The organism is Streptomyces prunicolor, from assembly GCF_045162825.1.
GTDB lineage: Bacteria > Actinomycetota > Actinomycetes > Streptomycetales > Streptomycetaceae > Streptomyces > Streptomyces prunicolor.
Window position 1 is genome coordinate 9628125 of sequence record NZ_CP108676.1, and the last position, 22196, is coordinate 9650320.

Annotated in this window: 20 protein-coding genes and 1 tRNA gene; 7 read left to right on the top strand and 14 right to left on the bottom strand. The window is 70.1% G+C overall.

All coding sequences use genetic code 11. The features are described from left to right. Positions 1 to 50 precede the first annotated feature (50 nt). Both cobF and OG588_RS43625 read right to left on the bottom strand, forming a co-directional pair. Positions 51 to 824 carry a precorrin-6A synthase (deacetylating) gene (gene cobF, locus OG588_RS43620; RefSeq protein ID WP_405952086.1) on the bottom strand — a complete coding sequence of 258 codons (774 nt, stop codon included), beginning with the start codon at positions 822 to 824 and terminating at the stop codon, positions 51 to 53. Positions 825 to 912: 88 nt separating this feature from the next. Then, on the bottom strand, positions 913 to 1458 hold the full coding sequence (locus OG588_RS43625; RefSeq protein ID WP_405952087.1) for a DUF309 domain-containing protein: 546 nt from the start codon (positions 1456 to 1458) through the stop codon (positions 913 to 915). 99 nt (positions 1459 to 1557) lie between these two features. On the opposite strand from OG588_RS43625, the gene OG588_RS43630 reads away from it, so the two are divergent. Beyond that, positions 1558 to 1631, top strand: a tRNA-Pro gene (locus tag OG588_RS43630). Positions 1632 to 1727: 96 nt separating this feature from the next. Here the strand turns inward: OG588_RS43630 and OG588_RS43635 are convergent. The 5 genes from OG588_RS43635 to OG588_RS43655 form a co-directional block, all read right to left on the bottom strand. Further along, entirely contained in the window at positions 1728 to 3497 is a 1770-nt protein-coding gene (locus OG588_RS43635; protein WP_405952088.1) for an RICIN domain-containing protein, read from the bottom strand. Positions 3498 to 3635: 138 nt separating this feature from the next. Next, a complete protein-coding gene (locus OG588_RS43640) occupies positions 3636 to 4457 on the bottom strand; it encodes a carbohydrate ABC transporter permease (protein ID WP_405952089.1) in 822 nt (273 codons plus the stop codon). After that, a complete protein-coding gene (locus OG588_RS43645; RefSeq protein ID WP_405952090.1) occupies positions 4454 to 5437 on the bottom strand; it encodes a carbohydrate ABC transporter permease in 984 nt (327 codons plus the stop codon). The genes OG588_RS43640 and OG588_RS43645 overlap by 4 nt, the downstream gene beginning before the upstream one ends. An 81-nt stretch (positions 5438 to 5518) precedes the next feature. Further along, positions 5519 to 6766, bottom strand: coding sequence for an extracellular solute-binding protein (locus OG588_RS43650; RefSeq protein WP_405952091.1), 1248 nt, complete (start codon positions 6764 to 6766; stop codon positions 5519 to 5521). A 60-nt stretch (positions 6767 to 6826) separates the two neighbouring features. Continuing rightward, positions 6827 to 8788: a glycoside hydrolase family 127 protein gene (locus OG588_RS43655; RefSeq protein WP_405952092.1), complete on the bottom strand. Its 1962-nt coding sequence runs from the start codon at positions 8786 to 8788 to the stop codon at positions 6827 to 6829. A 261-nt stretch (positions 8789 to 9049) separates the two neighbouring features. On the opposite strand from OG588_RS43655, the gene OG588_RS43660 reads away from it, so the two are divergent. The 4 genes from OG588_RS43660 to OG588_RS43675 all read left to right on the top strand — a co-directional run bounded on the left by OG588_RS43660 (position 9050) and on the right by OG588_RS43675 (position 12061). Next, on the top strand, positions 9050 to 10069 hold the full coding sequence (locus tag OG588_RS43660; RefSeq protein WP_405952093.1) for a LacI family DNA-binding transcriptional regulator: 1020 nt from the start codon (positions 9050 to 9052) through the stop codon (positions 10067 to 10069). A 183-nt stretch (positions 10070 to 10252) separates the two neighbouring features. Then, positions 10253 to 10906 (top strand): hypothetical protein, encoded by a 654-nt coding sequence (locus OG588_RS43665; protein WP_405952094.1) that lies wholly within the window; start codon positions 10253 to 10255, stop codon positions 10904 to 10906. Between the two features lie 44 nt (positions 10907 to 10950). Beyond that, complete coding sequence (locus OG588_RS43670) at positions 10951 to 11367, top strand: DUF6153 family protein (RefSeq protein WP_405952095.1); 417 nt, start codon at positions 10951 to 10953, stop codon at positions 11365 to 11367. Positions 11368 to 11440: 73 nt separating this feature from the next. Then, positions 11441 to 12061 (top strand): DUF305 domain-containing protein, encoded by a 621-nt coding sequence (locus OG588_RS43675; protein WP_405952096.1) that lies wholly within the window; start codon positions 11441 to 11443, stop codon positions 12059 to 12061. A 51-nt stretch (positions 12062 to 12112) separates the two neighbouring features. On the opposite strand, the gene OG588_RS43680 is transcribed toward OG588_RS43675, so the two are convergent. Then, complete coding sequence (locus OG588_RS43680) at positions 12113 to 13240, bottom strand: DUF5954 family protein (RefSeq protein WP_026150903.1); 1128 nt, start codon at positions 13238 to 13240, stop codon at positions 12113 to 12115. A 195-nt stretch (positions 13241 to 13435) separates the two neighbouring features. Here OG588_RS43680 and OG588_RS43685 point away from each other — a divergent pair, with 195 nt between their 5' ends. Together OG588_RS43685 and OG588_RS43690 are read left to right on the top strand one after the other, a co-directional pair. Further along, positions 13436 to 14098, top strand: coding sequence for an NUDIX domain-containing protein (locus tag OG588_RS43685; RefSeq protein WP_405952097.1), 663 nt, complete (start codon positions 13436 to 13438; stop codon positions 14096 to 14098). An 87-nt stretch (positions 14099 to 14185) separates the two neighbouring features. Beyond that, on the top strand, positions 14186 to 15172 hold the full coding sequence (locus OG588_RS43690; protein ID WP_405952098.1) for an aldo/keto reductase: 987 nt from the start codon (positions 14186 to 14188) through the stop codon (positions 15170 to 15172). Between the two features lies 1 nt (position 15173). Here the strand turns inward: OG588_RS43690 and OG588_RS43695 are convergent, their stop codons facing one another. Genes OG588_RS43695 through iolC form a run of 6 tightly spaced genes read right to left on the bottom strand, consistent with a single transcriptional unit; the run spans position 15174 to position 22192 of the window. Further along, positions 15174 to 15959, bottom strand: coding sequence for a GntR family transcriptional regulator (locus OG588_RS43695; RefSeq protein ID WP_405952099.1), 786 nt, complete (start codon positions 15957 to 15959; stop codon positions 15174 to 15176). 32 nt (positions 15960 to 15991) lie between these two features. Further along, positions 15992 to 17485, bottom strand: a complete 1494-nt coding sequence (locus OG588_RS43700; protein WP_019060176.1) for a CoA-acylating methylmalonate-semialdehyde dehydrogenase — start codon at positions 17483 to 17485, stop codon at positions 15992 to 15994. Between the two features lie 29 nt (positions 17486 to 17514). Next, positions 17515 to 19395 (bottom strand): 3D-(3,5/4)-trihydroxycyclohexane-1,2-dione acylhydrolase (decyclizing), encoded by a 1881-nt coding sequence (iolD, locus tag OG588_RS43705; protein ID WP_405952100.1) that lies wholly within the window; start codon positions 19393 to 19395, stop codon positions 17515 to 17517. Further along, complete coding sequence (gene iolB / locus OG588_RS43710) at positions 19395 to 20291, bottom strand: 5-deoxy-glucuronate isomerase (RefSeq protein ID WP_405952101.1); 897 nt, start codon at positions 20289 to 20291, stop codon at positions 19395 to 19397. The genes iolD and iolB overlap by 1 nt, the downstream gene beginning before the upstream one ends. 14 nt (positions 20292 to 20305) lie before the next feature. After that, on the bottom strand, positions 20306 to 21184 hold the full coding sequence (locus OG588_RS43715; RefSeq protein ID WP_405952102.1) for a deoxyribose-phosphate aldolase: 879 nt from the start codon (positions 21182 to 21184) through the stop codon (positions 20306 to 20308). Between the two features lie 39 nt (positions 21185 to 21223). After that, positions 21224 to 22192, bottom strand: coding sequence for a 5-dehydro-2-deoxygluconokinase (gene iolC / locus OG588_RS43720; protein WP_405952103.1), 969 nt, complete (start codon positions 22190 to 22192; stop codon positions 21224 to 21226). Positions 22193 to 22196: the final 4 nt, after the last annotated feature.

Sequence of the window (22196 nt, forward strand, 5' to 3'; positions counted from 1 at the left end):
CAGCCCAAACCCCAGCCGCTGCCCCAACCTCCAGCCCCGGTCCCTGCCCGCTACTCGCCCTTCGGGTGCCGTCGCAGCAGATACGTGTCCATGATCCAGCCCTTGCGCTCCCGGGCCTCCGCGCGCAGCAGCTCGATGCGCGGGGCGGCCTCGGCTATCGGACCGGAGGCGAGGATCTCGTCCGGGGTGCCCAGATAGGCGCCCCAGTAGATGTCGATGTCCTGGTCGGCGTACCGCCGGAACGCCTGGTGCGCGTCCAGCATCACGACTACGTCGTCCACCCCGTCCGGGAACCCCTCGGACAGTCGCCGGCCCGTGGTGATCTGCACCGGCCTGGCCACCCGGTTCAGTCCCGTGCGGTGCCGGGCGACGAGCGCCGAGACACTGCTGATGCCGGGCACGACGTCGTACTCGAACGCGACCGCGCCCCGCTCCAGGATCTCCTCCAGGATGCCGAGCGTGCTGTCGTACAACGAAGGATCGCCCCACACCAGGAACGCGCCGCTCTCGTCCTCGCCCAACTCCTCGGCGATCAGCCGCTCGTAGATCTCCGCACGGGCGCTGCGCCAGTCCCCGACCGCCGGGGAGTACGCGGCACCCCCCGCCTTCCGGTCCCGCTCCGGGTCCCGCGCCTCGACCAGGCGGTACGTCCCCTCCGGCAGGTGAGCGTCGAGCATGTCCCGGCGGAGCTGAGTGAGGTCGGACTTCACCTCGCCCTTGTCGAGAAGGAAGAACACGTCGGTGCTCCGCAGCACCCTGACCGCCTGCAGGGTCAGCTGCTCGGGGTCGCCCGCGCCGATACCGATGACATGAATCTTTCGCACGCCCCCGAGTCTGCCCCACGCCACTGACACTCCGTACACCGCACCAGCACGTACCGGCACATACTTGTACAGACCGGGATGATTCCGGCTACGTCGTCCCGCGCAGCCGAGGCGCCCGCGCCCCCGCGTCGACACTTCCGCCGCCCCGCTCCACGTCGTCCCCGAGCCCCCGCGCCCAGGCGGCGACCCCCGCGAGATCCATCCCGTACGGCTGCTCCCGCCCCGTCAGGGCCGCCCACTCCTCGACGCCCCCGGCGCCGCGCCGCAGCAGCCGGGCACCGCCGGTGACGTTCCCCCGGGCCGCGTGCGTGAGGCCCACCGCGAGTTGGGCGAGCCCGCGCCACAGGGCGCGCTCCTCGTCCGGCCCCGACTTCCAGGCGTCCTCGAAGACCTCGTGCGCGTGGAACGGTTTCCCCTCGTCGAGCAGCGCCTGCGCCTCGACGACGGTGTCCTCCGGCGCCCGCACGACCCCCTCGGGCTGCCGCGCCACACCGTCCGCGTCGTACGGCAACGGCCGCCCGAGCCCGTCCCGAGGCCGGGCGTTGCGCGCCCGCCCCTCGCCGTCCCGGTCGCGCGCTCCGGCCGTATCGGCTGAGGTGGTACCCGAGGTCGCATCTGAGGTTGTGTCGCCCATACGACGATTGTCCCGCGCCCGGCACCGGCTTCGGGGCACCCCCGGGCGTGGGGTAAAGTGCTGTTCGCGCGATCACACGGTTTTCCGTGGGAACCGCATCGGGACGTGGCGCAGCTTGGTAGCGCACTTGACTGGGGGTCAAGGGGTCGCAGGTTCAAATCCTGTCGTCCCGACTCGACAGAGTCGTAGGTGAGGGGCGGTTTCGGAGGAATCCGAAACCGCCCCTTGATCCTTTTTGGGGACCGGTTGGGGACCGGTGTTCCTTTGCCTCAGCGTGAGGTGAGTTTCCACAGGTGGTCGGCGGTGCCGTTGTCGGACCACTGCAGGACCTGGGCGCCGGAGGTGGTGCTCATCTGGTCGACGCCGAGCAGGAGACCACTGTTGTAGTTGGCGATCTTGGCGTAGCCGTCGCGGGCCGGGATGATCTGCCAGAGGTGATCGGCGGTGCCGTTGTCGCCCCAGATCAGGGCCGTGCCGCCGTTACTGGTGCCCGCGTTGGTGATGCCGAGCAGCAGGCCGCTCTTCTGGTTGACGATCTTGTAGAGGCCCCGGCCGGCGGCCACGAGGGTCCAGTTCTGGTCGGTGCCGGTGGTGGACGTGGCCTGGACGACCGAAGTGCCTTGTGCGGTGGCCGCGTTGAGGGTGTCCAGGGCGAGGCCGCTGTTCTTGTTGGTGATCTGGTAGCGGCCGGCCAGGGACGTCGAGGTGCCGCTGGGGGTGATCGTCAGGTGGTAGCCGTCGGCGGCGTTCATCGTGACCGGCACGGTGATCGAGCCGTTCGAGACGGTGTAGTCCGTGTCGGAGACGGTGATCGGGCCCGGGGAGGCGGTGGTGCGGCCCGTGTCGGGGCTGTACTCCAGCTTGACGTGGACGTTGCTGCCGTAGGCCGACAGGGACGAGAGCCCGTTGACCGTGACGGCGCACGAACCGGTGCAGCCGCCGGCGATGACGCTGATCTGGTTGCCCGCGCCGTTGAGGGAGGCGAGACCGTCGATGCCGGTCTGCGCGGGCGGTGTGGTGGTGAGCATGTTCCCGGACATGTCGCCGTACCACTTGTACGTCCAGTAGGAGCCGTTGGGCGAGCCGCCGGTGTCGGTCAGGGTGTCGCCGAGGGTGCCGTAGTGGTTCCAGAAGGCCAACTCGGCGTCGCGGACGCCCGCGCGCTCGAACTTGGCGGCGTAGCCGATGAGGGCACCGGAGTTGCCCATCTCGGTGGGCGTGCCGTACTCCTCGATGTCGATCGGACGCGGGCTGATGCCGAGGCTGCTCTCCAGCGAGCGGTAGGCCGCGACATGGGCGGCGATGCCCGAGCTGCCCTGGAGCTCGTGCCAGGCGATGACGTCGGGGACCGTACCGCCGGCCTTGGCGTCGGTGAGGAAGGTGGTCATCCAGGACTGGTTCCACGCCGAGTAACTCGGGCCCTGGATCGGGGTGGTGGTGTCTTTGGCGCGGACCTCCTTGAACGTACGAGCCCAACCGGCGTCGAAAGCACCGGCGTTGGTGGTGTCCCAGGTCCAGTCCGGCTCGTTCCACAGTTCGTACGCGCTGATGTTGGTGGCACCGGAGGACTTCACCGAGGCGACCTGCTGGTCGACCGCCGCGAGCCAGTTGCTCCAACTCACCCACTGGTACGGGAAGTTCGGATACCAGTCCGGCATCCGTACGACGACCTTGGCCCCCGCGGCCGCGGCCTTCGGGGCGACGACCAAGGCGTCACCCGCGGGCGCTGGCTCTCCGTTGGGGAGTTGGCTGCCGCCGGGCGCCATCTGGACGAACGTGTTGGGCTTCAGAGCCTGTACGACGCTGTCGCCGGGGGTGCTCGCGGTGGCGAGGCCGTAGAGGCTGCCCGTGCCGACGTGGGTGACGGAGCGCAGGTTCTGCGCGGCGTTGACGACCAAGGTGGTGGCCGACGTGGGGGCGGCCTGGGCGGGTGCGCCCGTCAGGGCGATGGCGGTGGCGGCCAGGGTGGCGGCCGTCACGGCGGCGCCTACGCGGCCGAGGGGCGCTCTGGAACGGTGATGGCGGCTCAGGTATGACATCAGCGGCTCTCCTGAGTGGGGGAGGGGGACTTGCCGAGTGCTGGGTGACGGGTGACGGTTCTGCGTGACGGGCGAACGGGGCCAGGGCGGAGCGCGGGCCCGCCCGACTGGTGAGCCCGGGGCGGCCGGCACCGTGGATCAGTCCTTGACCGCGCCGGCGGTCACGCCCGCGGCCACATAGCGCTGGGCGAGGACCAGGAGGGCGGCTGCCGGGATCGACGCGACGACGGCGGTGGCCATGATCGCGTTCCACTCCTGGTTGTTGTTGCCGATGTACTTGTAGATGCCGAGGGTGATCGGACGCCAAGTACCGCCGCCGTCAAGGGTGTTGGCGAAGACGAAGTCGGACCAGGCCCACAGGAAGCTGAACAGTGAGACCGTGACGATCGCGTTGCGGCTCACCGGGAGCACCACGGACACGAAGGTGCGCCAGGTGCCGGCGCCGTCGATACGGGCCGCGGAGATGAGTTCGCCGGGGATGCCCGACATGAAGGCCGTGAAGATCATCACGCCGAACGGCACGGCGATGGTGGAGTCCGCGACGATCAGTCCCCACCACGAGTTGAGCAGGCCGAGGTCGAGGAAGATGCCGTAGAAGCCCATCGCCATGACGATGCCGGGGATCATCTGGGCGACCAGCAGGGCGAGTCCGAGGGTTCCGCCGCCCAGCGGGCGGAGTTTGGCCAGGGCGAAGCCGGCCGGGGCGGCGAGGAGCAGGGTGAGGGCGACCGTGCCCAGGCCGATGAGGAGGCTGGTGCCGAGGTAGGGCAACTGGTCGTTCAGGACGGCCCGGTAGCCCTCGAAGGTGGGGTGCAGGGGCAGCAGGTCGGGCGGGGTCTTGCGCATGTCCTGTTGCGGGGTGAGGGACACGTTGATCATCCAGTACACCGGGAACAGCATCAGGGCGGTCAGCAGGACGCCGATGACGGTGTAACGGCGCTTTCCCGTACGGGACTTCATGCTTCCTGCCTCCTCTGGACACGGATGTACAGCAGGCCGAAGACGAGCGCGATGAGGATGAGGATGTTGCCGACGGCCGCGCCGGGGCCGAACTTCGGCAGCAGCGTGCCGAAGCCGAGCTGGTACGACCAGGTCGCGAGGGTGGACGAGGCGTCGCCCGGACCGCCTTTGGTCATGATCCAGATCAGGTCGAACACCTTGAGCGTGTAGACCAGCCCGAGGAGCAGGGTGATCGCCGAGACCGGGCGCAGCAGGGGGAAGGTGATGCGGCGGAACTGCTGCCAGGCGCCGGCCCCGTCCAGGGACGCCGCCTCGTACAGCTCCGCGGGGATGTTCTGGAGCCCGCTGTAGAGGATGACGAGGTTGAACGGGATGCCGATCCAGATGTTCGCGATGACGACCGAAGTCAGCGCCCAGTCCGGCGAGTTGAGCCAGTCCACCGGGGAAACGCCCACGAAGTGCAGGGCGTAGTTGATGACACCGGACTCGCTGTTGAACATCCACGACCAGGTCGACGCCGACACGATCAGCGGCAGCAGCCAGGGGATCAGGAACAGGGCGCGCAGGGTCCCGGCCAGCCGGAAGTGCCGGTTGAAGAAGACCGCGAGGGCGAGCCCGGCCACGTACTGGAACGCGATCGACGCGAAGGTGAAGATCAAGGTGTGGCGCATCGCCGGGCCGAACGTGGGGTCGTCCAGGACGGTCCTGAAGTTGGCGAGGCCGGAGAAGGGCGCGTCCCCCTGCACGAACGACCGGACGGTGTAGTCGCGCAGGCTCAGGTCGAGGTTGCGGTAGAGCGGATAGAGGTAGAAGGCGGCGAGGTAGACGAGCAGCGGGGCGATGAAGGCCAGCGCGATCAGCCGACTCCTACGGCGCTGTCGGCGCCGTAGGTTCGACGCGTCCGTCCGTTGTCCGGTGCCGGTCGCCCCGGACCCGGCCGGGGACCGCTGCGCGCGGCGGTCGACGCGGGCGATGGTCATGGGTACTCCTGGATGCGGGTGGCGTGTTCGGACGGACGCGATGGCGATGCGGTTTCCGGAGAGGTTCGGAAGTCGGGGGTGTCAGCCCTTGCTCGCGGCCGTCTGAGCGGCGTCGAGGGCCGCCTGCGGGCTCTTGCCGCCCGACAGGGCGTTCTGCACGGCGGTCCACAACGGCTGGGAGATCGTCGGGTACTTGGTGCCCAGACCGCCGCTGGTGCGGCCGCGCGCCGCGGCCACCGCACTGACCCACGGCTTCAACTCGGGGTTCTGCTTCACCTGTTGGGCCTGCACCTGGGCGGTGGGCGCCACGTACGTCAGGGTCGTGTCGGTGGTCAGCAGGTTCGTGGAGTTCGTCAGACAGGTGACGATCTTCTTGCTGACGTCGTAGCGGGAGGTGTCCTTCTGCACCGGGACGGTGACGAACTCGCCGCCGGTCGGCACCGGCGCCGAACCGCCGTTCTGCCCGGGGATGTTGAGGACGCCGTACGGGAAACCGGCCTTGTCCGCGTTGCCGAGCTGCCAGGTGCCGTTCTCGCTGAACGCGTAGTCGCCGGTGGCGAACTCCTGCCAGCTGGTGGTCTGGGTGTTCTGCAGCACGTCCTTCGGCGCGTATCCGCCGTCGACCCACTGCTTCCACAGCGACAGCGCGGCGACGCCCTTGTCCGAGTCGAGCTTGGTCAGGTCGCCGCCCGCGCCCCAGAACCACGGCAGGAACTGGAAGCTGCCCTCCTCCGTGTTGATCGCGGAGAAGGTGATGCCCTTCTTTCCGGCCTCCTTGACCTTCTTCAGGGCCGCCGTGAGCGAGGCCCAGTCCTTGATGGACGCCGGGTCGATGTGGGCCGCGGTCAGGATCTTCTTGTTGTAGTAGAGCGCAAGGGTGTTGGCGCCGATCGGCACCCCGTAGGAGGCGTTGTCGATGACACCCGCGCCGAGGATGTTCTTCTGGATCGACGACGTGTCGAGGCCGAGGTCGCTCGTCTTGTTGAGGATGCCCGCCTCCACGAGCGTGGAGACGACCGGGTTGTCCACCAGCATCACGTCGGGGGCGTTGCCCTGCTGGGCGGCGAGCAGCGCCTTGTTGCCCAGGTCCGTGGTGTCCATGCTGGTGCGCTTGACCTTGACCCCGGCGTCCGTGCCGCACTTGGTGACGAGCTTGCCCCACGCCGAGGAGGCGTCGAACTGCGGGTACGGGTCCCAGAAGTTGTACGTCCCGCCGGCCTTCCCGGAACCGGACGCGGAGGAGTCGGAACCGCCCCCGCAGGCGGCGACGGAGGTGAGCGCGCCGACGGCGGCTATGGCGGTGAGGAGGGTGCGGCGGGTGTTTCTCACGGTGACCTCGTTGTCTTGGTGCGGCTCGTAGGAGGAAGACAGGGGGTGGGTGCGGCGGGCTCAGGAGGTGGGCAGCCAGACGCGCATGGCGCCGTCCCGGCGGTTGGCCCACGCGTAGTAGGGGATCGCGGTGAGCTCGACCAGGTCGCCGGTGTGGGCGGCGTCGGGTGAGGGGGCCCGGTACGGCCACCAACTCCCCTCGTCCGCAAGGCGCCTGCGGTACCCGGCCGCGACGACGGTGGTGACCCCGCCGAGCAGATCCGGGCGGTGCTTCACGGCGAGCGGGCGGGTGGGGTCGAGGACGATGTCGTCCAGACCGCCGCCGGGGACGTCCACCTGCTCCAGGCAGTACACGAGCGGCCCGCGCTCGATCGCCGCACAGCCGCGCACGGCGTCCACCCGAGGGTCGGCGGCGGTCAGCCGGGGTTCGAGCACCAGCTCCAGGACGACCGAGTCGCCCCGCGCCCAGGTCCGTTCGAGGCGCAGCCACCCGTCCTCGACCGGCGCGTCCGTCTGGTCGTACGTCAACTCCCCGACGCGCACCCGGAATTCGCGGCACCACTGCGGGACGCGCAGGGACAGGGTCCACGGCCGGTCGGGGGTGTCCTCGACGGTGAGGGCGATCGTGCCGTGCCAGGGGTAGTCGGTCTCGGCGCGGACGGACAGCTCGCCGTAGGAGTAGCGGCCGGTGGTGAACTGGTGGATCTGCAGGCCCTGTTCGTCACCGGACGCGAGGTAGTGCTCCAGTGAGGCCAGCAGCCGCATCACGTTCGGCGGGCAGCAGGCGCAGCGGAACCAGCGGGTGCGGCGGGCCGACTGGTCGCCGCCGGGGTCGGTGTGGCCGTCGCGGACCTGGAGCGGGTTGACGTACAGCCAGCGCTCTCCGTCCAGCGAGACCCCGGCCAGGAAGCCGTTGTACAGGGTGCGTTCGATCAGATCGGAGTAGCGGGCCTCGCCGGTGAGCAGTGCCATGCGCCAGCTCCACTGGACCGAGGCGATGGCGGCGCAGGTCTCGCAATACGCGCGCTCGTTGGGGAGTTCGTACGGGTCGCCGAAGTCCTCCTCGTCGTGGTGCGCGCCGAGGCCGCCGGTGAGGTGGGTCTTGGTCGTGGTCATCGCCCGCCACAACCGCTCGCCCGCGGCCCGGAGTTCGGCGTCCCCGGTCTCGGTCGCCAGATCGGTGGCGGCGGCCAGCAGGTACAACTGCCGTACGGCGTGGCCCTCCACGGTGTCCGCCTCGCGCAACGGCACCCGGTCCTGGCAGTACGCCTCGCCGCCCAGCAGGCCGTGGCCGAAACGGTCGACGAAGTAGCCGGCCAGATCGAGGTAGCGGCGCTCGCCTGTCTCCCGGTACAGCTCCACCAGGGCTGTTTCCACCTCGGGGTGGCCGTCGATGCCGTCGATCTCCTTGCCGCTGCCTGGCAGGCCGAACACGGAGTCGATGTGATCGGCGAACTTGCGGGCCACGTCCAGGAGTTGGGGCCTGCCGGTGGCCCGGTGGTGGGCGACGGCCGCCTGGATGAGATGACCGGCGCAGTACAACTCGTGGCCCCAACGCAGGTCCTTGTACCGCTCGCCCCCCTTGACCAGCTGGAACCACGTGTTCAGGTAGCCGTCGGGCTGCTGCGCGGCGGCGACCAGGCCGATGATCCGGTCGACCTCCAACTCCAGGTCGGCGTCGGGCTGTTGGGCCAGTTGCCAGGCGGCGGCCTCCAACCACTTGTAGACGTCGGTGTCCACGAACGGGTACGCGCCCCGGAACTCGCCCGCGACCGCGCCCGCCGCCAGCCGCAGGTTGTGCAGATTCCCCGCCGACTCCAGCAGTTCGGGGCCCTGCGGGAGCGAGATCCGCGCGTTCACCTCGCGGCGAGTGCTCCAGAAGCCGGCGCGCACCTCGACCGCGGCGGGCGCGAGTGCGGCCTTGGCGCCCGGTCCTGGTTGGACCGGTCCAGTGGCGGTGCGTGCCGGTTCGGACGGGGCCGGGGCCGAGGAGGAAAGCGCGGTGGAACGTGGGCGGGGCATGGCTCTCCGGAAAGGTAGGTGGGAAGCAAGACGGGGGGACCGACGCGCGAAGTGCGTCAGGGCGTGCCTGAGGCCGGACGGGCGTTGCTCCGTCTTTCGAACCCGTTTAGGAAAACGTTTTTCTGCCGGGAAAGGTAGGAACGGGACCGAGTGCGCGTCAAGGGGTCGCGCAAACATTCTCTTCGCCTGGCCGGGGCTGGCCAGTTGCCGCGAACGGTGCCAGGATGCAGGTGCCGACTTCGTCCAGGAAAAGGGTTGCGCGTGACCGCCGTTCCAAGTCTTCCGCCCACCGGGCGGGCGAAGCTGGCCGACGTGGCCAAGCTGGCCGGTGTCAGTGTCGGGACGGCCTCAAAGGCGCTGAACGGCAGTGGGAACATGCGCCCGGAGACCCGGCAGCGGGTCCTGGACGCCGTCGAAGAGCTCGACTTCCGGCCCAATCAGCAGGCGCAGAGCCTGCACACCGGCCGCAGCTGGACCGTCGGGCTGATGACGACGGACGGGATCGGCCGCTTCAGCACGCCCGTCCTCCTCGGGGCCGAGGACGCGCTCGGCGCCGGAAAGATCTCCGTGCTGCTGTGCGACACCCGCGGCGACGCCATCCGCGAGCAGCACCACCTGCGCAATCTCATGGACCGCCGGGTGGACGGCATCATCGTGACCGGCCGAAGGACCGACCCGCGCCCGCCGCTGAACGGCATCGAGCCGATCCCGACGGTCTACGCGCTCTCGCCGTCCACCGACCCCGACGACATCTCCGTCGTGTCCGACGACCGGAGCGGAGCCCAGCTGGCCATCGAGCACCTGCTCGGGACCGGCCGCAGCCGGATCGCGCACATCACCGGCCCGGCCCACCACGCGGCCGCCCGCGACCGCGCCCGCCACACGCTTGAGCACCTTCAGCGGTCCTCCCGCGAACTCGCCACCGGCCGGGTCCACTTCGGGGAGTGGAGCGAGGCATGGGGCCGGCGCGCCGCCGAAGCGGTGCTGCGCACCGCACCGGACACGGACGCCTTCTTCTGCGGCAACGACCAGATCGCCAGAGGCGTCGCCGACGCGCTGCGCGAGAACGGCCTGGACGTCCCCGGCAAGGTGTCGATCGTGGGCTACGACAACTGGGACGTCATGGCCCTGGCCTCCCGTCCGCCCCTCACCACGATCGACACCGACCTCTCCGAGGTCGGCCGACGGGCCGCCCTCCTGCTGCTGGACGCCATCAACTCCGAGCCGGCGCCCGGACTGCACAGCGTTCCCTGCCGACTGGTGGTTCGCGAATCCACCTGAGTTGTCGGGGGAGTTGGGACCGTGTGAGCAGTTCCGGACGCCGGTCGTACTGCGGTTGTCGGGTCCGGGGGGTGTCGTCAGGACCACCCCCGATCCGGTGTTCAGGCCCAGGGACCGTGAAGGCTGTCGGCGGCAGGATTCAAGGCGTACCGAATCCACCACACGGAACCTCCGGGGGACCCCATGAACGAAATGTCGGCCAGGCGTCTGGCGGGCGGCGCGGGCATCGCCGCCGCCGTCGCTCTCATCGTCGAAGTGCCCCTGTACTTCGTCTACTCGGGCCCGCCGCCGGACGCCAACGTGCTCGCCAGGCTGCTGATCGGGATCGTCGCGCTGGCGTTCCTGCTCGTGTTCGTGACCGCGTTCCGCGAGCTGGTGAAGCGGGTGAATCCCGAGTACGAGTGGGCCGGTTCGATGGCCTTCACGGCGGGGGTCGTCTACACGACGATCACACTCGTCTCCAGCGGTCTGGAGGCCGGCGCGGTCATCGCCGCCGACCATCCCATCGACCCGACGATCGACGTCAGCGGCACGTACATCCTCTACGGGTCGATCTCCCGCCTGATGCTGGCGTTCTTCCTGACCGCGCTGGGCTTCGCCGTCTCCCGTACGGAACTGCTGCCGCGCTGGACCAGCAGGTCGGCCTACGTCCTGGCCGGGATCAACCTGGCCTTCGTGCCGTCGCTGTTCTTCGGGAACACGCCCGCGCACTTCTACGCGGCGAACGGCTGGGGCACCACCGCCCTGATGGGCGCGATCCTCAGCTACTGGCTGCTGGCCCTGGGCATCTCCACCTACCGCAGCGCGAAAGCGCCCGCAGCGGGGGCACTCACCTAGGTGTCCGGTGCGGGCCGGATACCCAGGGTGGGTATGGTGGCTCCATGGCCCGTCCCGAGCAGCCCGTAGGACCGCACCCTCGCGTGCGGTCCTACGGGCTGCTCGTGGCCGTCCTGCTGTTCGGTCTGCTCGGGATGCACGGGCTCGGACCCGTTCCCATGGCCGACCTCGCTCACGGGCACACCATGGCGGCCACGACCGTAGCGACGGGCGAGAGGGCGTCGACGCCGGACGCCTGCGATCACGACGCGGGCGACTGCGGTGGCAACCACATGGCGCACGCCGACGCGACCTGTGCCTCCGCGTCCGTCGGCGGACCACCGGCCGTGGTTCCGGTGCTGCAACCCGATGTGGCGGCCTGCGCCGAGGTGCCCGACGGGCGTACGTCCGGGGCGGGCAGTGGTCCCGACGGGGGCCGGGCCCCACCCTCCCTCTCGGAACTCCAACTCCTGCGGATCTAGAGCGGCCCGCGCGACACGTCACCGTGCGCGCACCGGCATGCCCTGAACGGATCCACACACCAGGAGTTCCACCATGACCGCACAGCGCAGGTTCGTCCGTCGTACCGTTCTCGCCGTCACCGCCTCGGTGGCCGCCCTCACGCTCGCCGCGTGCGGCAACGACGGCGACGGCAAGGCAGGCAGCGGGACCGCGTCCGCCACCGCGACCGGTGGCCACAACGCCGCCGACGTCTCCTTCTCGAAAGAGATGATCCAGCACCACCGCCAGGCCGTGGAGATGGCCGGACTGGCCGCGGGCCACGCCTCCTCGGCGCAGGTCAAGAGCCTCGCCACGAAGATCGAGGGCGCACAGGCCCCGGAGATCAAGACCATGTCCGGCTGGCTCACCTCGTGGGGCGAGCAGGTTCCCCAGGACATGTCCGGCATGGACTCCGGTATGGACCACGGCATGTCGTCCTCGACGCCCGGCATGATGAGCGACGCCGACATGGGCAAGCTGGAGAAGGCCTCCGGCGCCGACTTCGACGCCATGTTCCTCACCATGATGATCGAACACCACAAGGGCGCCGTCTCCATGGCCAAGGCCGAGAAGACGGGCGGCAAGTACGAGCCGGCCACCAAGCTCGCGGCCGGCGTCATCACGGCTCAGAGCGCCGAGATCGAGCAGATGAACAAGATGCTCGGCAAGGGCTGACACAGTCGCCGGACGGGGCCCGACCGCGCACCACGCGGTCGGGCCCCCGACTCAGGATCCCTCCGCCGCCTCGCGCCGTTTCCGCTGCTCCTCGAAGAGCCGGAGGAACTCCTTCGCCTGCTCCTCGGCGATGCGCTGCTGCTCGGCCTCCTCCTCGCTGAGCACCCGGTCCTCGTCGAACACGCCTTCCTCGCGGAGCTGTTGCGTCTGGACGGCGGTGGGCAGTTCGGGGTCGGGGTCGGACGGGCGCGGGCCCTCGGGACCGTCGGGACCGACCCGCACGAGGCGTTCTACGCGCACGATCCGTGTCCGGCACCCGTCGATCACGATCTCGTCGCAGCGCTCGGCGTCGATCCGGTCGGCCAGCCGCCCGTACTCCGCCCGTGTCTCCTCGTCGAGCTGCTCCATGACCGGCGCCATCACCCGCAGATAGGAGGTGAGCGTGTCCCGCGACCCCTGCGGACTCGGGTTCGTCATCTGCGTCGGCGCCCAGTGGCCGTCCGAGAACTCGGCCGCGGTGAACTCGGCCGGCAGCAGCACACCCCCGGGATGCGTCTTCAGAGCACGCAACGAGTCCTTCCGTACGGCGGCGGGAGCCGTGCCCCGCGCCTGGACCAGCGACAGCAACTCCATCCGCAGGATGCCCTCGGACATCCCCGTCGGGGTGTACGGATCGATCACGAATCCCTTGGTACGGCCGCGGTATTCGTTCCCGTGCCCCACCTTCGCCGGGTCGGGGTCGGACGGCCGGGGCGGCTCCGGTCCCGTCGGTCCCATCCGGATGAACTGATCGCCCCGCACGACCCGGAACCGGCGGCCGTGCACGGTGAGTTCGTCCACGGTCTCCCAGTCCAGCCGCTCCGCGCCGCGCAGCCACTCCTGCTGCGACTCCGTGTCGCCCGCGTCAAGGGCGTCCCGCGCCCAGCCGCGGAAGAGCATGGCCATGGTGTCGCGGGCGCCCTGCGGGAAGGAGGTGGAGCAGCTGGAGATGATCCGCCAGCCGCCGGTCTCCAGTTCCTCGGCCACACCGAACACCGGGCCGCCACCGCCGAGGACGTTCGGATAGGCCTTGCGGGCCTGCCACGCCTCGACGTCCGCGAGGGCCGCCGCCGGTGCGTCCGGCAGGGCCTCCATCCTGATCATCCGGTACCCGGGAACCTGATCACCGTGCTCAGACATGCTTCCAGCATGCCCGGACCCGGGGACGGTACGCGACGAATCAACGCAACCGGCACACCAGTTGGGCTCGCGAGGCGCAGGTTTCGGCCAGGCGTCCCGCGCTCCGAGATGATAGACGTCGGACATGAACAACGTGATCGTCCCCGACTCTCCCGCCGTCCCCGTCCCCGTCCCCTCCCGCCCGGCCGGTGCCCGATGACCGCCGGCGCCGACACCCCCGACCGCCGGGGCCGCACCGGCCTGGACCGCACCGGCCTCGACCTGACCGGCAACCCCCGCGTCAAGGTCCGCGATGTGACCCTGCTGTCCAGCCACTGGTACGTCGAGCGCACCACGACCTTCGACTTTCGCCACGGCGACGGCACTTGGACCACCCAGGAGCGCGAGACCCACGACCGCGGCAACGGCGCCACCCTGCTCCTCTACGACGCCGAGCGCGAAACGGTCCTGCTCACCCGCCAGTTCCGCTTCCCCGTGTACGTCAACGGCCACCCCGACGGCATGCTCGTCGAGACCCCGGGAGGCCTCCTCGACGACGAGGACGAGCACCCGGAGGAGGCCGTACGACGCGAGGTGGTGGAGGAGACCGGCCACACCGTCGGCGAGGTCGAGCACGTCTTCGACGTCTACATGAGCCCCGGCTCGGTCACCGAACGCATCGGTTTCTACGCCGCCTCCTACGGCCCCTCGACCCGCACCCACGAGGGCGGCGGTCTTCAGGAGGAGGGCGAGGACATCGAGATCCTCGAACTGCCCTTCCGTAGAGCCCTGGAGATGATTCGGAACGGCGAGATCGCCGACGCCAAGACCATCATGCTGCTCCAATGGGCCGCGCTGGACGGGCCGTTCGCCAAGTAGCCGCGCGGGGCCTTGACTTGAAGTGCGCTTCAAGAGGAAGACTCCCGTTCGTGCCCGGAGGACCGGGTGCGAACGGGAGGGACCACCATGAAGTACCGCACCATAGGCGCCGATCCGGCGCATCGCCGCGAGGTGAGCGTGCTCGCGCTCGGCGCGATGCTGTTCGGCTCCCGCACCGACGAGGAGACCTCCTTCGCCGTGCTCGACCGCTATGTCGAGGCCGGCGGGAACTTCATCGACACGTCCGACAACTACGCGTTCTGGGTCGACGGAAGCCAGGGCGGCCAGAGCGAGAAGCTGCTCGGACGGTGGCGGCGCAGCCGCGGCATCGGCGACGAGATCGTGATCGCCACCAAGCTCGGCGCCCGTCCGCTGGCACCCGGCACGGGGTTCGTCGACAACCCGGAGGGTCTGTCGGCGAAGGTCATCCGCGAGTCGGCCGAGCGCAGCCGCGAACGCCTCGGTGTCGAGAAACTCGACCTGCTGTACGCGCACATCGAGGATCAGAGCGTTCCACTGCAGGAAACCGTCGAAGGATTCGCCGAGTTGGTCGCCGAGGGCACCGTCGGTCTCCTCGGCGTCAGCAACCACGCAGTCTGGCGGGTGGAACGGTCCCGCGCGCTCGCCGCCGCGGCCGGGCTGCCCGGCTACGAGGTCCTCCAGTACCAGCACAGCTATCTGCGCCCTCGGACGGACCTGCCCTCGGAGTTCTTCCCCGACGGCAGTATCGGCAGCGCCGGCCCGGACCTGCTCGGCTATCTGCGCGCCGAGCCCGCCCTCACCCTGGTCGCCTACTCACCCCTGCTGGCCGGCGCCTACACGCGCGAGGACAAGCCCCTGCCCGCCGACTACGACCACCCCGGCACCCCCGCCCGTCTCGCCGCGCTGCGGGAGGTGGCGAAGGAGACCGGGGCGAGTGTCAACCAGGTAGTACTGGCCTGGCAGTTGGGCGGACCGCTGCCGATCGTCCCGCTCGCGGGGGCGTCGTCGGTGGCCCAGCTGGAGGAGAACCTCGCTGCCGTGGACCTGGAGTTGACGGCGGAGCAGCGGCAACTCCTCGACTCCGCCGTGTAGTTCAGGGCCTGACCAGCAACTGGAAGTCGAACGCGTACCGGGACGCCCGGTAGATGTGCGTCCCGTACTCGACTGCTCGCCCGGTGTCGTCGTACGCCGTGCGCTGCATCGTGAGCAGGGCGGCGCCCTCCTTCTCGTCCAGGCGGGTGGCCTCCGCCGGGGTGGCGGAGCGGGCGCCTATCGTCTGGCGGGCGCTGTGCAGGGTGATGCCGGCGGTGCGCAGCATCCGGTACAGGCCCGTCGACTCCAGCCGGGCGGTGTCGAGCGGGAGCAGGTTCGACGGGAGGTAGTTGCAGAGGAACGCGACCGGCTGGCCGTGGGTGGAGCGCAGCCGTTCCAGGAGGGTGACCTCGCTGCCCTCCTGGACACCGAGGGCGGCCGCGACATCCGCGGTCGCGGGCACGCCCTCGTTGCGCAGCACCTCCGTGGTCGGGCCTTGTCCGGCCGACTCCAGGTCGTCGTAGAGGCTGCTGAGTTCCAGCGGTCTCTTGACCTGGCTGTGCACCACCTGCGTGCCGACCCCGCGCCGCCGGACCAACAGCCCCTTGTCGACGAGGGATTGGATGGCCTGGCGGACGGTGGGGCGGGACAGGCCGAGGCGTACGGACAGGTCGATCTCGTTGCCCAGGAGGTTGCCCGGCGCCAAGGTCCCGTGCTCGATCGCCGACTCCAGCTGTTGTGCGAGCTGGTAGTACAGCGGCACCGGACTGTTGCGGTCCAGGGCGAAATGCAGGGCATCGAGCGGGGACCCGTTCGCGGCACGCGCGAAGTCACCGGTCTTCGCCACAGGGGCACCTCCTCACGGATTGTGACGGGCAGTCAGGAGTTGCTGGGGAAACCGAGGTTGATGCCACCGTCGGCGGGGTCCGGCCAGCGGGTGGTGATGACCTTGCCCTGCGTGTAGAAGGCGACGCCGTCGTTGCCGTAGACGTGGAGGTCCCCGAAGAGGGAGTCCTTCCAGCCGCCGAAGGAGTGGTAGCCGACGGGCACCGGGATCGGCACGTTCACGCCGACCATGCCCGCCTTGACCTCCATCTGGAAGCGGCGGGCGGCGCCGCCGTCGCGGGTGAAGATCGCGGTGCCGTTGCCCCAACGGGAGCTGTTGATCAGGGTGATGGCCTCGTCGTAGGACTCGGCGCGGACGACGACCAGGACCGGTCCAAAGATCTCGTCCTTGTACGCGTCCGCCGTCAGCGGCACCTTGTCGAGGAGGGAGACGCCGAGGAAGAAGCCGTCCTCGTGGCCCTCGACCGAGAAGCCGGTGCCGTCGACGACGACCTCGGCGCCCTGCGCCGCGGCCGAGGCGACGTACGACGCGACCTTGTCGCGGTGCTCGCGGGTGATGAGCGGGCCCATCTCCGACGCCGGGTCGTTGCCGGGGCCGATGCGCAGGTTGCCGGCGCGCTCGGCGATCTTGGCGACCAGCTCGTCGCCGGTGTCGCCGACCGCGACCACGACGGAGACGGCCATGCAGCGCTCACCGGCCGAACCGTAGGCCGCGTTGATCGCCTGGTCGGCCGCGAAGTCCAGGTCCGCGTCCGGGAGGACGAGCATGTGGTTCTTGGCGCCACCGAGGGCCTGGACGCGCTTGCCGTGCTCAACTGCCTTGAGCTGGATGTACTTCGCGATCGGCGTCGAGCCGACGAAGGAGACGGCCTCGATGTCCGGGTGCTCCAGGATGCGGTCGACGGCCACCTTGTCGCCCTGCACGACGTTCAGCACACCCTGCGGCAGGCCCGCCTCGGAGGCGAGTTCGGCGAGACGGTACGACGCCGACGGGTCCTTCTCGGACGGCTTGAGGATGAAGGTGTTGCCCGTCGCGATCGCGAGGGGGAACATCCACATCGGCACCATGGCCGGGAAGTTGAACGGCGTGATGCCCGCAACCACCCCCAGCGGCTGGCGAATTGAGGCCACGTCCACGCGGGTCGAGACCTGCGTCGACAGTTCGCCCTTCAGCTGCACGCTGATGCCGCAGGCGAGTTCGACGATCTCCATGCCGCGCGCGACCTCGCCGAGCGCGTCCGAGTGGACCTTGCCGTGCTCGGCGGTGATCAGCTCGGCGATCTCGTCGCGGTGCGCGTCCAGCAGCTCGCGGTACTTGAACAGGATCGCGGTGCGCTTGGCGAGCGAGGCGACGCCCCAGCTCTCGAACGCGGCCTTCGCGGAGGCGACGGCGGCGTCCACCTCGTCGACGGTCGCGAAGCCGACCTGCTTCTCCTGCGCGCCGGTCGCCGGGTTGTACACGGGACCGAAACGGCCCGAGGTGCTCTCGACGGGCTTGCCGTCGATCCAGTGAGTGATCGTCTTCATGGTGCAAAGGCCTTTCGGGGGAGGGGAGTTCAGAGGTGACGGCGACGGTCGGCGACCTGGCGGTCGTACTCCTCGCGGGCCTGTACGGCCGATGCGCGCGAGGCGGTCTCGGCGACCGGCACGTCCCACCAGGCCTCGGCCGGGGGAGCGGTCGGGGTGGCGGTGTCGGTCTCGACGTAGACGCACGTCGGCCGGTCGGAGGCGCGGGCCGTGGCGAGCGCCTCGCGCAGTTCGCGCACCGTCTTGGCGCGCAGGACGTCCATGCCGAGGCTGGCCGCGTTGGCGGCGAGGTCGACCGGGAGCGGGGCTCCGGTGAATGAACCGTCGGTAGGCGAACGGTGGCGGTACGCCGTGCCGAAGCGCTCGCCGCCGACGGACTCGGAGAGGCCGCCGATGGAGGCGTAGCCGTGGTTCTGGATCAGGACCAGGTTGACCGGGAGGCCCTCCTGGACCGCCGTGACGATCTCGGTCGGCATCATCAGGTAGGTGCCGTCGCCGACCAGCGACCAGACGGGGGTGTCTGGTGCTGCCTGCTGGACGCCGATGCCGGCCGGGATCTCGTAGCCCATGCAGGAGAAGCCGTATTCGAGGTGGTACTGGCGCGGGCTGCGGGCCCGCCACAGCTTGTGCAGGTCGCCGGGGAGTGAACCGGCCGCGTTGATGACCACGTCGTCGTCGCCGACTACCGCGTCGAGGGCGCCGAGGAGTTGGGTCTGGGTGGGTACGGCGTTCTCGTCGGGGGCGGTGAACGCGGTGTCAACAACCCGCTCCCAGCGCTCCTTGCCCTCGCGGTACTCGGCCTCGTAAACCGAGTTCACACGGTGATCGGCGAGTGCCTCGGTCAACGCGGTGAGGCCCGCCCTCGCGTCGCACACCAGGGTGCGCGCGGCGAGCTTGTGCGCGTCGAACGCGGTGATGTTGAGGTTGACGAACCGCACGTCCGGGTTCTGGAAGAGCGTGTGGGAGGCCGTCGTGAAGTCCGTGTACCGGGTGCCGACGCCGATCACCAGGTCCGCCGTGCGCGCGATGTCGTCGCTGACGGCCGTGCCGGTGTGGCCGATACCGCCCAGGTCGGCCGGGTGGTCGTAGCGCAGCGATCCCTTGCCCGCCTGGGTGGAGGCGACCGGGATGCCGGTGGCGTCGACGAGCGCCTTGAGCGCGTCCTCGGCCTGGCTGTGGTGGATGCCGCCGCCCGCGACGATCACCGGACGCTCGGCGGAACGGATGGCCTCGACGGCCTCTGCCAGCTCGAAGACGTCCGGCGCGGGACGCCGTACGTGCCACACGCGGTCGGCGAAGAACTCCTCCGGCCAGTCGTACGCCTCGGCCTGAACGTCCTGCGGCAGTGCGAGAGTTACCGCTCCCGTCTCGACCGGGTCGGCGAGCACGCGCATCGCGTTGAGCGCGGCCGGGATCAGGGCCTCGGGGCGCATGACGCGGTCGAAGTAGCGGGAGACCGGGCGCAGCGTGTCGTTGACCGAGAGGTCCGCCTCGACCGGGTGCTCCAGCTGTTGGAGCAGTGGGTCGGCGGCGCGGGTCGCGAAGTAGTCGCCGGGCAGGAGCAGGACCGGCAGCCGGTTGATCGTGGCCAGCGCGGCACCCGTGACCAGGTTGGTGGCGCCCGGTCCGATGGACGTCGTGACCGCCTGCGCGGAGAGCCGGTCCAGTTGACGGGCGTACCCAACTGCCGCGTGCACCATGGCCTGTTCGTTGCGGCCCTGGTGGAACGGCATCGTGTCCTCGCCGGCTTCGAGCAGCGCCTGGCCGAGTCCGGCAACGTTGCCATGGCCGAAGATGCCCCAGGTGCCGGCGATCAGCCGGTGCCGTACGCCGTCGCGCTCGGTGTACTGGACCGACAGGAACTGCACCAGGGCCTGGGCGACGGTCAGGCGGCGGGTGGGGGTGCTCATCAGGACTTCTCCGGTGCCGTGTAGAGGGGGAGGCGTGGGTCGACGGGCTGCTCGGGCCAGGTGCCGCGGACCCAGGCATGATCGGGGTGGTCGCAGATCAGCCAGGAGCGGTCGTCCTCGGGACCCGCCATGACGTTGAGGTAGTACATGTGGTGACCGGGCACCGCCATCGAGGGCCCGTGCCAGCCGTCCGGGATCAACACGACGTCCCCGCCCCGGACTTCGGCCAGGACGTCCGTGTTACGGCCCTGCCCGGACGGGGAGACGCGCTGGTAGCCGAGACCGGGGGTGCCCTCGTGGTCGGCGAACTCGAAGTAGTAGACCTCTTCGAGGACGGACTCCTCGCCGGGCCGGTGCTCGTCGTGCTTGTGCGGCGGGAAGGAGGACCAGTTCCCGCCGGGCGTGATCACCTCTACGGCGATGAGCTTGTCGCACTCGAAGACGCCGGCCGCGCCGAAGTTGTTGACCTGGCGGCTGCTGTTGCCGGTGCCGCGCAGCTCCACCGGCACCGACGAGGCAGGGCCGTAGCGGGCGGGCAGTCGGCGGGTGCAGCGGGCGCCGGTCAGCGCGAAGCGGCCACCGCCGGGCGACGAGACCGTCGTACGGGAATCGCGCGGGACGTACGCGAAGTCGCTCACGGCGGTGAACACGCTCTCGCGGCCGTGGAGTTCGAAGGTGTCGTGGCCGAAGTCGTCGGCCGCGGAGACCGTGCAGGCGCCGGCGAGCGGGACGACGATCCACTCGCTGTCGTCGGTGTCGAAGGTGTGGGTGCCGCCCGGCGGCAGCTCCAGGACCCGCAGGCTGGAGTAGCCCCAGGCCGCCGACTCAGGGGTGACGTCCACGACGTAGGGGCCGCCGAGGGCCTTTCCGGCGGGAAGGTGATACGCGCTCGTCATGGTGTGCCTCCGGTTCACAACAGGCCTACAGCGGTGTCCACCGCCGTCTCCACGCCACCATCGGCGGGATACAGCAGGGAGCGGCCCACGACCAGGCCCTGGACGGTGGGCAGGCGCAGCGTCTTGCGCCACTTCTCGTACGCGCCCTCCTGGTCGTCGCCGACCTCGCCGCCGAGCAGGACGACGGGCAGGGTCGAGGTCTCCAGGACCTCGGCCATGTCGTCCGGGTCGTCGGTGACGGGCAGTTTCAGCCAGGTGTAGGCGGAGGTGCCGCCCAGGCCCGAGGAGATCGCGATCGAGCGGGTCACGGCCTCGGCGGACAGGTCGTTGCGGACCTTGCCGTCGACCCGGCGGGATATGAACGGCTCTACGAACAGGGGGAGTTGGCGCGCCGCCATGTCGTCGATGGCGCGTGCCGTCGACTCCAGGGTGGTGAGCGAGCCCGGGTCGCCGTAGTCGATGCGGAGCAGCAGTTTGCCCGCGTCGAAGCGGAGGCGCTCGATGTCCTCGGCGCGGTGGCCGGTGAACCGGTCGTCCATCTCGAAGGCGGCGCCGGACAGGCCGCCGCGGTTCATCGAGCCCATGACGACCTTGCCGTCCAGGACACCGAGGAGGAGCAGGTCCTCCAGGATGTCGGCGGTGGCGAGTACCCCGTCGACACCGGGCCGGGAGAGCGCGATGCAGAGGCGTTCCAGCAGGTCGGCGCGGTTCGCCATGGCCGTGCGGTGGTCGCCGACGCCGAGGGCGCCGCGGGCCGGGTGGTCGGCGGCCACGATCATCAGGCGGCCGCTGTCGCCCAGCAGCGGGCGGCGTACCCGGCGGGCGGCCGCCTCGGCGATCGCCTCCGGGTGCCGGGCTCTGACCGTGACGAGGTCGGGGATGCTGATGCTCAAGAGAAGCTCCGTTCAGGGAAGGCTCGGGCGGCCATGGGGTCAGCCGCCCACGCGCGCGCCGGCGAGGAGGTCCTCGACCTCGGACTCGGTGGGCATCGCGGTGGAGCAGGCGAGACGGGAGGCGACGAGGGCGCCGGCCGCGTTGGCGAACCGCATGGACCGTTCCAAGTCCCAGCCGGCCAGCAGCCCGTGGCACAGCGAGCCGCCGAACGCGTCGCCCGCGCCGAGGCCGTTGAGGACCTCCACGGGGACCGGCGGTACCTCGGCGGTGGTGCCGTCGCGGTGGAGGGCCAGGACACCCTTGGGGCCCTGCTTGACGACGGCGAGCTCCACGCCCGCGTCGAGCAGTGCCTGGGCGCAGGCGCGGGGCTCGCGGACGCCGGTGGCGACCTCGCACTCGTCGAGGTTGCCGACCGCGACCGTCGCGTGCCGCAGGGCCTCCGCGTAGTACGGGCGGGCCTCTTCCGGGTTCTTCCAGAACATGGGGCGCCAGTCGAGGTCGAAGACCGTGGTGCCCGCCTTGTCGCGCGCCTTGAGGGCGGCGAGCGTGGCGGAGCGGCTCGGCTCCTCGCTCAGACCGGTGCCGGTGATCCAGAAGACGCGGGCCTGGCGGATCGCGAAGTAGTCCAGCTCCTCGGTGCGGATCTCCAGGTCGGGCGCCTTGGGCTGCCGGTAGAAGTACAGCGGGAAGTCGTCCGGCGGGAAGATCTCGCAGAACGTGACCGGCGTCGGGTAGTCCGCGACGGGCGTGACCCAGCGGTCGTCGACCCCGAAGTCCTTGAGGGCCTCGTGCAGATACGTCCCGAAGGGGTCGTCGCCGGTGCGGGTGATCACCGCGGTGCTGCGGCCGAGCCGGGCGGCGGCGACCGCCACATTGCTCGCCGAACCTCCGAGGAACTTGCCGAACGTCTCCACACGGGCCAGCGGTACGCCAGACTGCAACGGGTAGAGATCGACCCCGATGCGGCCCATGGTGATCAGATCGAAGGACTGGGCTGACTCGGCCATGCGC